9 protein-coding genes are annotated in these 14,644 nt (G+C 54.1%); 3 read left to right on the top strand and 6 right to left on the bottom strand.

Going from position 1 to position 14,644, the window contains the following annotated elements; genetic code table 11:
- The first annotated feature begins 3 nt into the window (after nt 1-3).
- A complete protein-coding gene (locus tag EAH78_RS05940; RefSeq protein WP_007944823.1) occupies nt 4-768 on the top strand; it encodes an amino acid ABC transporter ATP-binding protein in 765 nt (254 codons plus the stop codon).
- A gap of 150 nt (nt 769-918) precedes the next feature.
- Here the strand turns inward: EAH78_RS05940 and EAH78_RS05935 are convergent, their stop codons facing one another.
- The 6 genes from EAH78_RS05935 to EAH78_RS05910 form a co-directional block, all read right to left on the bottom strand.
- Complete coding sequence (locus EAH78_RS05935) at nt 919-1,887, bottom strand: ornithine cyclodeaminase family protein (protein WP_140666609.1); 969 nt, start codon at nt 1,885-1,887, stop codon at nt 919-921.
- A gap of 180 nt (nt 1,888-2,067) precedes the next feature.
- Nucleotides 2,068-3,747 (bottom strand): thiamine pyrophosphate-binding protein, encoded by a 1,680-nt coding sequence (locus EAH78_RS05930; protein ID WP_140666607.1) that lies wholly within the window; start codon nt 3,745-3,747, stop codon nt 2,068-2,070.
- Between the two features lie 122 nt (nt 3,748-3,869).
- Entirely contained in the window at nt 3,870-5,270 is a 1,401-nt protein-coding gene (hglS, locus tag EAH78_RS05925) for a 2-oxoadipate dioxygenase/decarboxylase HglS (RefSeq protein WP_140666605.1), read from the bottom strand.
- Between the two features lie 327 nt (nt 5,271-5,597).
- Nucleotides 5,598-8,654 (bottom strand): D-2-hydroxyglutarate dehydrogenase YdiJ, encoded by a 3,057-nt coding sequence (gene ydiJ / locus EAH78_RS05920; RefSeq protein ID WP_140666603.1) that lies wholly within the window; start codon nt 8,652-8,654, stop codon nt 5,598-5,600.
- A gap of 4 nt (nt 8,655-8,658) precedes the next feature.
- Nucleotides 8,659-9,909: a 2-aminoadipate transaminase gene (locus EAH78_RS05915; RefSeq protein ID WP_140666601.1), complete on the bottom strand. Its 1,251-nt coding sequence runs from the start codon at nt 9,907-9,909 to the stop codon at nt 8,659-8,661.
- A gap of 230 nt (nt 9,910-10,139) precedes the next feature.
- Nucleotides 10,140-11,045 (bottom strand): LysR substrate-binding domain-containing protein, encoded by a 906-nt coding sequence (locus EAH78_RS05910; RefSeq protein WP_140666599.1) that lies wholly within the window; start codon nt 11,043-11,045, stop codon nt 10,140-10,142.
- A gap of 143 nt (nt 11,046-11,188) precedes the next feature.
- Here EAH78_RS05910 and amaB point away from each other — a divergent pair, with 143 nt between their 5' ends.
- Nucleotides 11,189-12,679 (top strand): L-piperidine-6-carboxylate dehydrogenase, encoded by a 1,491-nt coding sequence (gene amaB, locus EAH78_RS05905; protein WP_140666816.1) that lies wholly within the window; start codon nt 11,189-11,191, stop codon nt 12,677-12,679.
- A gap of 554 nt (nt 12,680-13,233) precedes the next feature.
- Nucleotides 13,234-14,520: an L-pipecolate oxidase gene (amaA, locus tag EAH78_RS05900; RefSeq protein ID WP_140666597.1), complete on the top strand. Its 1,287-nt coding sequence runs from the start codon at nt 13,234-13,236 to the stop codon at nt 14,518-14,520.
- Nucleotides 14,521-14,644 lie beyond the last annotated feature (124 nt).

Raw genomic sequence — 14,644 nt, 5'->3', positions numbered from 1 at the left:
GTAATGAGCGAAGCAATCAAAAAGCCTGTGAGCCCTGAAGGCATTATTCAGATGCAGGGCGTGAACAAGTGGTACGGCCAGTTTCACGTATTGAAAGACATCAACCTGAACGTGAAACAGGGCGAGCGTATCGTGTTGTGTGGCCCTTCGGGTTCCGGCAAATCCACCACGATCCGTTGCCTCAATCGTCTGGAAGAACACCAGCAGGGTCGCATCGTGGTCGATGGCGTGGAACTGACCAACGACCTCAAGCAGATCGAATCGGTGCGCCGTGAAGTCGGCATGGTGTTCCAGCACTTCAACCTGTTTCCGCACCTGACCATCCTGCAGAACTGCACCCTGGCGCCAATGTGGGTGCGCAAAATGCCCAAGCGCCAGGCCGAGGAAATCGCCATGCATTACCTGGAGCGCGTACGCATTCCGGAGCAGGCGCACAAATTCCCGGGGCAACTGTCCGGTGGCCAGCAACAGCGTGTAGCGATTGCCCGCGCGCTGTGCATGAAACCGAAAATCATGTTGTTCGACGAACCGACTTCGGCACTCGACCCCGAGATGGTGAAAGAGGTGCTGGACACCATGATCGGTCTGGCTGAAGACGGCATGACCATGCTCTGCGTAACCCACGAAATGGGCTTCGCCCGTACCGTGGCCAACCGTGTGATCTTCATGGACAAGGGCGAGATCGTCGAACAGGCTGCGCCGAACGACTTCTTCGATAATCCGCAGAATGAGCGAACCAAGATGTTCCTGAGCCAGATCCTGCATTGATCCAAGCCAGGCAGTGAAATAAACCCGGACAGTGTTCCGGGTTTATTTTTGCCTGGGATTTGAGGATCAGGACGCCAGTGCGGCTTGGGTCAAAGGGTCATCGCCAGGGAGGTGCTGCGTTCGATCGGCGTCAACAGCCTGTGTTTATCGTCAGGCGTTTTGATGGGCTGATACACGTTCATAGGCGAGAATCGCCGCAGCGAGATCCTCAATGGACGCGCCTACGGATTTGAACAGGGTCATGGCGCTGTCAGGATTCTCCAGTTGCGCTCGACCTCTGTGGGTGCCTGCGCACAGCTCAGTGAATTCAGCCAGGATGTCGCTGGTGGTCAGCTTGCCATTGCTCATCGGAATGATGAGGTCGCCAGATTCCGCCAAAGCACCGGCGCGGGTGTCGACGAAGACGTCGCAACGTTGAACGGCGACATCATCGGCTTCGCGCATGGTAGGCGTAAAACTGCCAATCAGATCCAAATGAACGCCCGGTTGTAGCCAATCCCCGTAAATCAGCGGTTCGGTGGAGAGCGTGGCGCAACTGATAATGTCGGCATTGGCGGTCGCCTGCTCCAGCTGATCCAGGCTGATGGCGTTCGCCTGCAGGCCGGTGCTGCGAAGTTCTTCGGCAAATTTTTGCGCCGAAGCCAAGGACAGATCCGTTACCGTGACCTGTGTGATATTGCGAACCGAGCAATGGGCGGGTACCAGATAGCGTGCCATGCGCCCACTACCGACCATCAACAGTCGACTGGCATCAGGACGCGACAAATATCGGGAAGCCAATGCGGACGCTGCGGCAGTGCGGCGCGCGGTCAGTTCATTTCCTTCAAGCTGGGCCAGCGGCTGGCCTGTCTTGCCACAGCTGAGCAGATAGTTGCTGCTCAAGGCCGGCAGGCCTGAAGCGTTGTTGCCTGGAAACACATTGACCTGCTTCACCCCAAGGTATTGCCCTTCAATCCAGGCTGGCATCAACAACATCATCGCGGCGGGCGCATCCGGCAAGTCAATACGATGGTGATGACGCACTGGCGAATGCACAGGCTGAGTGAAGATGTGCGACAACGAATCGATCAAAGCGGGCCAAGGGAGGGCAGCGGCGACTTTCTGAGCGTCTAAATACATGGGTGATGTCTCGACAGGTTTGGTTGTAATGACTCATGCCGTGGGAGCGGAGCGGCAGTGAGTCGGTTGTTCTCAGGGCAATAAGTTGTATGGGACAAGCGCAACAGCGCTTGTCCGCAATAGAGAGGCGTCTTGAACGTTGATGATCAGACGCCTCCGTCAGAGGGCACTGATGGCCGATTATTGTTTGCGTGCTTGTTCTCGGATTTGCGTCAGGCTCATCCGTGGTGTCAGGGCCTCAGGATCGATCCTGACTTCAATCAAGGAAGCGCCGGATGCTTTCACGCAGCGTTCGAACGCGGGTGCGAACTCGTCGGTGTGGGTGACGACTTCGCCGTGGAGCCCATAGGCCTGTGCAAGTGCTGAGAAATCCGGGTTATGCAATTCGGTTCCTGAAACCCGTCCAGGATAGTTGCGTTCCTGGTGCATTCTGATGGTTCCGTACATACCGTTATTGATCACAATAAAGATCACGTTGGCGCCATATTGTGCGGCGGTTGCTATTTCCTGGCCGTTCATCAAGAAACAGCCATCCCCGGAAAATGAAACCACCAGTCGATCCGGGCAAGTCAGTTTTGCCGCCACCGCAGCGGGTACGCCATAACCCATAGAGCCATTGGTAGGTCCTAGCTGAGTGCGGTAATGGCGGAACTGATAAAAGCGTTGGAGCCATACGGCATAGTTGCCAGCGCCGTTGGTAAGGATGGCGTCATCGGGAAGGCGCCGATTTAGCCAGTTTATGATTTCGGCCAGTTGAACATCGCCAGGGGAGGTAGGGCACTGGAGGTTGCGTTGATAGTTTTCATTCAGTGAGCGCGTCCATTCACTGTGTCGTTCAGACGTGTCGGGCTTCAGCTTCGCTGCCCCTGTTGCGAAACTCGACATACTGCTGTTGATCGCCAGTGTGGGCTGGTACACCCGCCCCAGTTCCTCAATACCCTGGTGTACGTGGATCAGGCTTTGTTTGGGGACGGGGATGTCCAATGCCGCGTATCCACCCGTCGATACTTCCCCCATTCGAGAACCCACAACCAGCAGAAGATCAGCGTCTTTCACTGCTGCGCTGAGTTGGGCGGACGCTGCGAACCCAAGGTCGCCGGCGTAGTTGGGGTGACGATTGTCGAACAGGTCCTGGCAACGGAAGGAGGCCGCCACCGGGAGGTTCTGCTGTTCAGCAAAACACTGGATGTTGTGCACGGACTCGGTATCCCAACCACTGCCTCCCAACACCATCAATGGACGTTCGGCTTGCTGAAGCAGTTGCTCCATCTCGGCCATTTGTTCGACTGCCGGTGTCATGACGACTCGCTTGAACGGCCCGGCATCACTGACTTCCACCCTCTCGGTCAGCATGTCTTCTGGCAGGGCGACCACTACAGGCCCGGGTCTGCCATTGACCGCTCGATGGAACGCCTGACTTATCAGCTCGGGAATCCTGCGGGTGTCCTCTATTTGCACGACCCATTTCGCGAGGGGGCCAAACATCTGGCGGAAATCAACTTCCTGAAACGCTTCGCGATACTGTTGATCGCGAGCGACTTGGCCGATGAACAGAATCATGGGAGATGAGTCTTGAAACGCGGTGTGAACGCCAATAGAGGCGTTTGTAGCGCCCGGGCCTCGGGTCACGAAGCAGATGCCCGGCTCTCCGGTCAGCTTGCCATAGGCTTCTGCCATATAGGCTGCACCGCCTTCCTGGCGGCAGACGACCAAGTCGATTTCTTCGCGCACGTCATGCAGAGCATCAAGGACTGCCAGATAACTTTCGCCAGGCACGCAAAAGGCTCTTTTGACGCCATGGATGCGCAACGCATCCACCAAAATCTGACCTCCGCTACGACGAGAAATGTTTTTATTCATTGTTATCTCCTGAGTCGAATGGGGTGATGTGAGCGTTGAGTCGTTCAATGGCAGGCAGGTGCCGACCCGATCAATTTAGAAGAGCAACGGCAAAGCGCTGTTTGCCGTTGTGCAGCCTTCCACTAGACGAGGGGAGGGACCACCAGAATAGTTGAGCATTCGAGCAAGGAGCGGCGTTGGGTATCGGCATACAGAGTGAGCTCGTTGATCACCTTGCAACCCAAGTCCTTCTCAAACTCCTCCTGGTTGGAGCTGCCGGCGTAATGATTTTGCGATTCATCACCCAGGTTGGACTGAAAGATCCCCGCTGCGCTGACAGGGAGGAAGTCTTCATACACCAGCGGCTCGTATTGAATATGTCCTTGAGCAATCAGTTCTTCCCGAGAATTTGGCCGGTAGGCATTGCTACGCGATGCAATGCCCAGCGGTGACGGGAAGTAACGGAAATAGACCAGGCCCTGCTTGCGCAGATCGGCGTAGTTATCCGGGAATTCCTTGAAGTGCTGCTCCAGCAGCGCAGAGTAGCGTTCAGCGTTGGCTTCGTTGGGGAACTCACCCAATTCGTCCCGAGCGGCATTTAGCAGGGTGTCATACAAGGCGCGACCTTTTGGTGTCAGCGCTGCCCCGCGCTGTTCGATCTCACCAAAACGAGCGGTATGGCTACCGCAAGCGTTGTTATTTTGATCGGTGAAAGCAACGGTCTCCTGAAGCGCTTTGAAGCTGGTTTGGCGCAGCAGGATAGGGCACTCGCGACGCGGGGGGCCTTCGATGACCGCTTTTGGCGTGATGCCTTTATCGGGCATGCCCAACTGAATCTGGTCGATGTCCAGCGTCCGAGGGGTGAGATGGTTGATATGCGGGCCTTTGAACGCCACAACGTCGGCGATCAGTCGATGCTGGTCGTGCAGGCGCTTATATTCTTCAGCGGTCACCGTCGCCTCCCGGTGCCAGCGGAACGTCTCCAAGGCCTGCTGAATAAAGTCCTCGGCATCCTCGGAATCAAGGGCGCCATTGGCTTCGAATTTCTCGATCAGCTTCAAAGCTTTCGGTGTGAAGATCTGACGTTTTTTCAGGATCGTCTGCACCAGATGCCGCAGTTCCTGGTTATCGATCAGGTCCAGGCGAAGCAGGGAGGTGAAGACGCGAAATGGGCTGGCCTGCAGCGATTTCTCATGCACGGCGCGAAATGCCGTGGAGTGCACTGGGACGCCGGCGGTGGTGAGGTCGTAGTATCCCACCGGTTGCATGCCCATTACGGCAAATAGCCGAGCAATTGTTGCCAGCTCCTCTGGCGTGCCGACGCGGATGGCGCCGTGGCGCTCCATGTCTAAACGCTCAATCTCGCCAGTACGGTTCAGATAATCCGCAACAGTTTTGTTCGACGTCAACACCTGTTGGTTGGTCTGCGAGACCAGTTCCATGAGCGTGCCGTAGAGCGGTACCTCGTCCTTGTACATGTCGGACATGGCGCGAGAAAACCGGGTGCGAATTTCGTCCGGACTGACGAAACCTGGGGTGTTCATCAAAAGAACTCCTTGCTGGATATCTACGTGTGACATGGGCTTTCGAGCTCGAAACAGTGAGTGCATATCAGAAATTTTTGCGCACTATTGGGGTGCTGTACAAACGAAGAATCCTCAGCACTTCATTCCTTGAACTAATGAATTTAAGTAGAAGATCAACAGGAGGCTATAAGGGCCTGATAGTGGCGCGTGTAACCGTCGGCGGCTCAGCATAAGCATTCCTGTCGCTAATGAAGTCAGGAGTTAAATGCAGGGCCGTCGTGCAATCATTGCAACGTGAGGGTGCGGGTTTGAAGGGCTGCGATTGAGAAGCGCCTCCCCGCTGTTTCAGGATTTCATATGGGCGAGTAGTACTTGAAGAGGATGATTGATTTGTTCGCCCCCAAATCGCTTTACTTGGCTGCGGCAAGAATAGCCGTTGGCCAGAAGCGTACCGTTGCCTGTGTGTTGTTCAACAATCGGTTGCCAGGATATTCCGTAGATTTTCTTTGAGGTCTCGTAGTTTCTATCTTCATGGCCATAGGTGCCGGACATTCCACAGCAACCTGTGGCTACGACAGTGAGTTTCAAACCGAACTTTTCAAATACCGGCTGCCACAGTGCAGTGCTTGCAGGCGTATTTGTTTTTTCGGTGCAATGAGCCATCAACTTGTAGGGAGGCGGGGACGGGGCGCGGTTGTTTATGACCGGCGATCCAACCTCGAAAATTTTGGCCAGCCATTCCTGTGGCAGAAAGACCATGGGGCAGGGGCTATCAGCCGACAGTTTCGAATACTCCTGGCGGTACACGAGTGTCATCGCCGGATCCAGTCCTACCAATGGAATCCCGAAATTGCCGAGTTCACTCAGCTTGGCTGAGCTTTTTCGCGCTGTTTTTTCGAACGCGCCCAGAAAACCCAATACTTGGAGCGGCTTTCCGTTTGGGGAAAATGGCGCCAGGTAAATGTGGTAACCAATCCTGGAAATCAGCTCGATCCAGTCGGACACCACTTGGGTCTCGAAATATCGGGTAAAGGCGTCCTGCACCAGGATAACGCTGCGCTTGCGCTCGCTATCGGAGAGTGAGGACAGTATTTGAGGCGTAGCAACTTTAACCTTGGCTTTTTTGAGTGCGGCAGAGAGGCTGATGTTGCTGAGCAATGGGCTATCGACCATCCCACCGTATTTCTTCAGGAACAGGCTGATTGGCTTCGCACTCATAAGGGCGTTATAGAGCCAAGGCACTCTTGCAAAATACGGGATCGTGAACTCCAGTGAGCCAATCAAGTAGTCCTTGAGAGGGCGGAAGAAGCGGGTATGGTAAAGCTCCAAAAAGCGCGATCGGAACTCGGGTACGTTGACCTTTACAGGGCACTGCCCGGCGCAAGACTTACAGGCCAGACAACCCGACATTGCGTCGAAAACCTGATGAGAAAAGTCCTTATCGGAGTTTCGCGATGTCAGGCTGACCTTCAGCTTTCTAAACAGGCTGGTGAAAGCGTTTGTATCCCTGGCACGCTGCGCAACGCCAAGAACGTCAATGCCGGCATTGCCCTGGATTCTCAGCCATTCACGAATCAGGGATGCGCGCCCTTTTGGTGAATGGACCCGTTCCCGCGTGGCTTTCCAGGATGGGCACATTGCATCATTTGGATCGAAGTTGTAGCAGGCGCCGTTGCCGTTGCAATGCACGGCACTCTCAAAGCTTTGCCAGACGCGCTCGTCGATTTGCCGGTCGTACTCACCTCGCATGGGCACTTCATCAACTTTCAGCAGGTGTTCATCGCTATTCAGGGGTGTCGCGATTTTTCCTGGATTGAGTTGATTGTGCGGGTCGAAGGCTGCCTTTAACTGTTGCAGCGCCGGGTAGAGTTTGCCAAAGAATTTGGGCGCATATTCAGACCGAACACCTTTACCGTGCTCACCCCACAACAAACCACCGTACTTGTGGGTCAGTTGCGCCACACCGTCAGAAACAGTTCGAACAAGGGAGGCCTGGATCGGGTCTTTCATATCGAGAGCGGGTCGTACATGGAGTACACCGGCATCGACATGACCGAACATTCCATATTGCAGGTTGTGTGAATCGAGCAGTGCCCGAAACTCGGCAATGAAGTCCGGCAAATGCTCTGGTGGTACTGCAGTGTCCTCTACAAAGGGTTGAGGACGAACCTCACCTTTGACGTTACCAAGCAGTCCGACTGCCCGCTTGCGCATCGAGTAAACCCGAGAAATGGCCTGCGCTCCTTTGGCCAGCGTGTGTCCAATACGCTCAACACTTTTGTCGGACGATAGATGTGCAAGGAATGCGTTGACGATGACGTCCAGCGCTGCGAGATCATCGCCACTGAATTCGATCAGATTGATGCCTAGCGTTGGGCGGCTCTCGTTATGAGGAAAATATTCGGCCACGTCATGCCAAACAATGTCCTGCATTGCCAAGCCCAATACTTTGGAATCGACGGTCTCAATCGATAGTGGTTTGAGTGCCATCAACGCACGAGCATCTTGCAAGGCTTCCATGAAGCTTGCGTACGAAACGTTGATCAATACGGAATGCTTCGGGATCGGCAAAACGTTGAGTTTGGCCTCTACAACGAAGCCGAGCGATCCTTCAGAGCCGCATAAAATGTTGTTCAGGTTGACCTGGCCACGCTCGTCACGGATGTGCGCCAAATCATAGCCAGTCAAGCATCGATTGAGCTTTGGGAAGGTCTGGTCAATCAGCTCTCGGTGTTCTGCGTGAATGGCTGTTACGCATCGATGCACCTCACCGATAATCCCCTGTTCAGCGCTGAACTGTTGCAACTCGATGTCATTGAGTGGCCTGCTATTCAGCGGATGGCCACCCATGAGAATGCTCTTGAGCTCCAGGACATGGTCTCTGGTTTTGCCATACGTGCAGCTGCCTTGCCCGCTGGCATCGGTGTTGATCATGCCGCCGATGGTGGCTCTGTTGGAGGTCGAAAGCTCCGGGGCAAAGAACAGACCATGTGGCTTCAATGCCGCATTGAGCTGGTCTTTGACAACACCCGCCTGGACGCGAACCCAACGTTCTTCGACGTTGATTTCAATGATCCGGTTTAGATGTTTTGACAGATCCACGACCAGGCCGTGCGTTAACGATTGCCCATTGGTGCCAGTACCGCCGCCGCGCGGGGTAATAACGATTTGCCGAAATTCTTTCTGTACAACAAGTCGAGTCAGTATCTGGATGTCATCGACATCGCGGGGAAACAGCGCCGCTTGTGGCAGGCGCTGATAGATCGAGTTGTCGGTCGCGAGTACCGTGCAGTTGGCATGGTCAGGGGTAATTTCTCCCTTGAATCCTTGCGCACTGAGTGCCTCTAGAAAAGTACGGTAGAGCTTGGTCAGTTCTACCGGTGCAGCAATCTGGGCGATCATGTGTTTAGCGAATTCCAGCCAGGCAGCTCTCGAAAATATCGAGACCTTCATTCAAGATTTCGGGTTCGATAGTCAGCGGGGGCAGCAGTCGAATGATGTGACGGGACTTCCCGCTAGGCATCAACAGCAGACCGTTTTTTCTGGCGCTCTCAAGTAGCTGAGCAAGTACTGAAGTCGCTGGCGATCCTTCAGGTGTCATCAGCTCAATACCTCTCATGGCACCTACACCGGTCAATTTTCCGAGGTAGGGAGAGAGCTTGTTTTGCTGCCATGCCTGATACCGGCTGACGATGGCCTTCTCCTGAATTTCGCCCCAGCAAGAAAGGTTGGCGTCGGTCATTTCATCCAGCGTGGCAAGCGCCGCTGCGCAAGCAATCGGGTTGCCCGAGTAAGTACCTCCCAAACCACCTTTGGGCAGCGTGTCGAGCAACGGTTTTTTGCCCACCACCGCGCCGAGGGGCAGGCCGCCAGCGATGCTTTTACCCAGCAGTATCAAATCCGGTTCGATGCCCAGACGTGTGAACGCAAAGCGCTCACCGGTGCGACCGAACCCTGACTGGATTTCATCGACAATCAGCAAGATGCCGTTTTCGTCGCAGAACTTGCGCAATGCTTGGGCGAATTGAGGGTCGAGGGCGAGGAAGCCACCTTCGCCTTGTACCGGTTCCAGAATGAAACAAGCGATTTCATTTACGTCAATCTCGACGCTAAACAGGCGATCCATTGCTTTGAGTGCTTCTTGCGTCGTAACGCCAGTGTCCTTGCTAGGGTAGGGCAGGTGATAAACAGGGCCAGGCAAGTTGCCTACTCGCTGCTTGTACGGCGCCACTTTGCCGTTGAGATTCAGGGTGGCCAGGGTTCGCCCATGAAAGCCACCATCGAAGGCGATGACTGCGGTACGACCTGTCGCAGCGCGTACGATTTTCAGCGCATTCTCTGCGGCCTCGGCGCCGCTGTTGGTCAGCATGCCACTGACCGGATAGGAAACTGGAATGAACTTGGCCAGTCGATCCATCAGTTGCTTATAGGGCGCATGAGGGGCCGCATTAAAGGCGTAATGCGTCAGTTTGGAGGCCTGATTGCACACGGCTTCAACCACTCGAGGATGGCAATGACCCAGGTTCAAAACGCCAATCCCGCCGACGAAATCGATGAAGCGTTTGCCTTCCGTGTCCCACACTTGAGCGTTGCTGCCGTGGCTCAACGTGATGGGATGGACGACGGCGATAGACTCGCTGATGGAGGACTGTGTCATGACGGCACGTTCTCCATAACTTGAGCTGACACGTTTCCATTACCGTTTTTCTTGCGTTGTGAAACGCAAGATTCCCCGCGGAAGGGGGATGCCCATTGGTAGTTGTTTGTGGAACGCATTGGCATTTTTGTGTCCTGGCTGCATAGATATATTTTCTATGTAAGCGAGGAATGCAGGGTCGCGACAAGCGAAAAGAAATTACAGCTTCATTCCTTAAACTCTTAAAGCACTCATAGTTCGTGTTTTCCGAGCTTCGCTTGTTGCAGTATCCATTCAACAAAATTACCCACCTTCGGTATTTCTGCCGCGTGCTCTGCGCAGGCCATGAAATGTGATCCAGTGCTACGCACAGAGTAGTCCCAGGCAACCGCCAATTTCTTCTCGGCAATCTCGTCTTCGACCAGGAATTTCGGGACCAGGGCGACCCCGCAGCCTGCCTGGGCTGCGCGTATGCACATGTAAAACGTGTCGAAGCGTGGGCCGTGATAGCTGTTTTCCGTGTGCAAATCCTGTTCGAGAAACCATTCATGCCAGGCTTCCGGGCGAGACGTGCATTGCAGGAGAACAAGGTCAGTCAGGTCGGCGGCACTCTTGATTGATCTGTTGGCAAGAACATCCGGAGAGCAAACGGGTACCACGTCTTCTTCGAAAAGCTTGGTGCAGATGGCTCCTGGCCAGGAGCCCTGACCGAAGAAGAAGACCACGTCAGCCTTTGCCTTGAGCAGATCAAAGGGCTCCAGTTCGCTGCGGATGTCCAGGTGGATGTTGGGGAACCGCTTACCGAAACCTTTTAAATTAGGGATCAGCCAGCGTGCGCCAAAGGTGGGCTGGGTGGCCACTCGCAGGACTTCGGTTTCGCCACCATAGGAAAGAATGTACCGGCTCGATATATCAACCTGGGTCAATATTTTATCGACCTCAGCGAGATACAGCTCTCCCGCAGGTGTCAGCTGCAGCCGTCGGCGTATTCGATGAAAGAGATGATGACGCAGCATTTCCTCCAACTGGGCGACCTGTTTGCTCACGGCGCTCTGTGTCAGGTGGAGCTCTTCGGCGGCGCGAGTAAAACTCAAATGACGAGCCGCTGCTTCGAAGCACTGAAGGGCTGCCATGGAGGGAGCAAGGCGTTTGTACATGTCTCTCACTCTACTGACGGCTAATCAACGTCATTCATTGGGGGAATGATGTGCTGAGGAAACGTCGTTTGTTGATCCGTGGGTTCAGATTAATAATGACCCAGATCAATAATTTCAACCACCATCAGAGTCAGGAGAAAAAAATGGTTGATGGACTGCTTAAAGGCCTTGGCGTTTCTGAGGCTGCTTTCACGAATGGCGGCTATCCCATTCATACCCCTATCGATGGTAGTCAGATTGCTTCTGTAACTTTAGAGAGCAAAGCAACCGTTGCGCAGAAGATTGATCTCGCTCATCAGGCCTTTTTGGCCTGGCGCGACGTACCAGCCCCACGTCGTGGTGAACTGGTCCGTGTGTTCGGTGAAGTCCTGCGTAAAAACAAAGAGCAGCTAGGCGAACTGGTGTCGGTAGAGACCGGCAAAATTTTCCAGGAAGGCCTGGGCGAAGTTCAAGAGATGATCGATATCTGCGACTTCGCTGTCGGACTGTCTCGCCAATTGTATGGTTTGACTATTGCGTCTGAGCGCCCGGGTCACCACATGCGTGAAACGTGGCAGCCACTCGGTGTTGTAGGGGTTATCAGTGCCTTTAACTTCCCGGCCGCCGTATGGGCCTGGAACACCACCCTGGCCCTGGTTTGCGGTAACTCCGTGCTGTGGAAACCGTCTGAAAAAACACCACTGACGGCACTGGCGTGTCAGGCATTGTTTGAACAGGCAATAAAAATCTTTGGTAGCGCTCCTGAAGGGCTTAGCCAACTGATCATCGGTGATCGTGAGGCGGGCGAGGTGCTTGTCGACGATCCGCGTATTCCTTTGATTAGTGCTACCGGTAGTACTCGTATGGGCCGTGAAGTGGGTCCGCGTGTAGCTGCTCGTTTTGGTCGTACTATCCTGGAGCTCGGCGGCAATAACGCGATGATCCTGGCGCCAAGTGCTGACCTCGATTTGGCTGTACGTGGCATCCTGTTCAGCGCCGTTGGTACGGCCGGTCAGCGTTGCACTACGCTGCGCCGCTTGATCGTGCATCGTTCGATCAAAGATGAAGTTGTCGCTCGAGTGAAAGCTGCATACGCGAAGGTGCGTATCGGTGATCCACGCAAGGACAATCTGATCGGACCGCTGATTGACAAACAGGCTTTCGAATCGATGCAAGGTGCTCTGAGCAAGGCACGTGACGAAGGTGGTCAGGTGTTTGGTGGTGAGCGTCAATTGAAGGAACAGTACCCAAACGCTTATTACGTTGCGCCGGCCATTGTTGAGATGCCTGGCCAATCCGAAGTCGTTCGTCATGAAACTTTCGCACCGATTTTGTACGTGTTGACCTATGACGATTTCGAGCAAGCGCTGCGCCTGAACAACGAAGTGCCTCAGGGGCTGTCGTCCTGCATTTTCACCCTGGACGTACGAGAAGCCGAGCGTTTCCAAAGCGCATCCGGCAGCGACTGCGGCATTGCCAACGTCAACATCGGCACCAGCGGCGCCGAAATCGGCGGGGCATTCGGTGGCGAGAAGGAAACGGGTGGCGGACGCGAATCCGGTTCCGACTCCTGGAAGGCTTACATGCGTCGTCAGACTAATACAGTGAACTATTCCCGCGAGCTGCCTCTGGCTCAGGGCATTGTATTCGATTGATGAAGTCGCTCCCTGTATCGGTTTTTTCGATGCGGGGAGTGCCGTCTTCGGGCGCAAAATTATTCGCTGAAGGATTTAAAACAGCAGTGATAGGTCGGCGCTCACCGAGTGCTCGCCTGAATGAAGTAATTGGCTGACAAGCAGTAGTAATAATAAAAGGCCAACGCCATGTTTGTGATACTTGAATCTTTCATCCTGTTTGTAAGAGGGGCTCAACTTTGAACACTGAAAAAGTGACGAAGGCCAGTACTCCATTCTGGATGACAGTCGCTATGCTGTTGGTCACCTCCCTGATTTTAATAGTGCCGTTGTATTGTGTCGGCATTTACACTTCGTCAGTTCTGCTGGCGTTTGGCATCTTGCTCGTAACTGTTATATCCCTGGGCGCTGTTTATGGGGTCGGTCAGTCGCTGATCCGCTCTTCCTTCGAATCCACGACGCTCATATCCAATGTTTGGATGATGAGTGAGTGTTATGAGTTCGCCCTTCCTGAACCCTTGGTTCTATAAACATATGTGTTCCACTGCGGTTTGGCGGTCGAGAGGTTGATGTATATGGTTGAGTTACGTAGAGAGTGTCTCTGGGAGCATATAACGCCGAAACAGGTGTCGACTGTTGCTCTGAAAAGCACTGTCAAAGTCGACGTCTGTATTATTGGCGGCGGTATAACCGGGCTCTCTGCTGCATTGAACTTGCTTGAGAAAGGCAAGAGTGTGGCGCTGCTTGAGGCGCATCAGATCGGTCACGGCGGTTCAGGGCGTAACGTAGGGTTGGTGAATGCGGGAACCTGGATCCGCCCTGACGATGTTGAGTCCACTTTGGGAACCAAAGCAGGTAGCCGTCTTAACAAGGTTCTGGGGGAAGCCCCGAGTCAGGTTTTTTCGACGATCAAAAGACTGGGCATCGAGTGCCAGGCTCGTAACGATGGCACGCTTCATATGGCTCATAACGCCTCAGGCGCTGCCGACTTACAAGCTCGCCATGACCAGTGGAAGCGGCGAGGCGCCGATGTCGAGTTGCTCAGCGGAGCCCGATGCCAGGAATATTGTGGCACCGATAGAATTTCATCGGCCTTGCTGGATCGTCGAGCTGGAACGATCAATCCAATGGGTTACACCACGGGTCTGGCTGACGCAGTCAAGCGCCTGGGTGGACGGTTGTTTGAGCATTCACCCGTCACCCAATTGGAAAAACAGGGGCGAGGTTGGCTGGTTAAGTCCACTGAGGGTGCGGTGAGCTGTGACAAGGTCGTCATATCGACAGGTGCCTACACCGAAGGTGATTGGTCCGAACTGCAAAAGAATTATTTCCGCGGTTATTACTATCAAGTGGCGTCGACGCCTTTGGTAGGGGCTGCGGCCGACAATGTCTTGAAGCATGGCCAAGGCTCTTGGGACACCCGTATGGTGTTGAGCAGTATTCGTCGAGATGCGGAGGGCCGGTTGTTGCTCGGCAGTATGGGGCGAACAGACAACAAGCCAGCCTGGTTCATTAAAAGTTGGGCCGACCGAATTCAGAGCCACTATTTTCCAACGTTGGGCAAGATTGAGTGGGAGATGCATTGGACCGGATGCATTGACTTCACTCCCGATCACTTGATGCGTTTGTTTGAACCGGCTGCCGGGATTGTTGCAGTGACAGGTTATAACGGGCGCGGAAACACCACGGGTACCGTCATTGGTAAGGCATTGGCCGATTACTTGATGAATGATAAACCGGATGACTTGCCGTTACCGTTCACCCCCATGAAGCCGCTTTATACGGCTGGTTTGCGAAGTGCTCTCTATGAAGGCGGATTCTCCCTTTATCATGCTGGTCAGTGCATGAGAGTAATACTTTAAAGCAGGGTGAATGTCATTTGAGTTATTCGCTGTGCTCGTGATCGAGTGCGGTTGTGGTGGGTTGTATTGCCTGTGGTTCAGTATTTTTTGCGACTGTTTGATGTTGAAAACAGTGATGTAACTA

Source organism: Pseudomonas arsenicoxydans, from assembly GCF_006438915.1.
Classification (GTDB): domain Bacteria; phylum Pseudomonadota; class Gammaproteobacteria; order Pseudomonadales; family Pseudomonadaceae; genus Aquipseudomonas; species Aquipseudomonas arsenicoxydans_A.
Note: the sequence above shows the minus strand (reverse complement) of the source record. Positions and strands in the feature narration are given on the sequence as shown.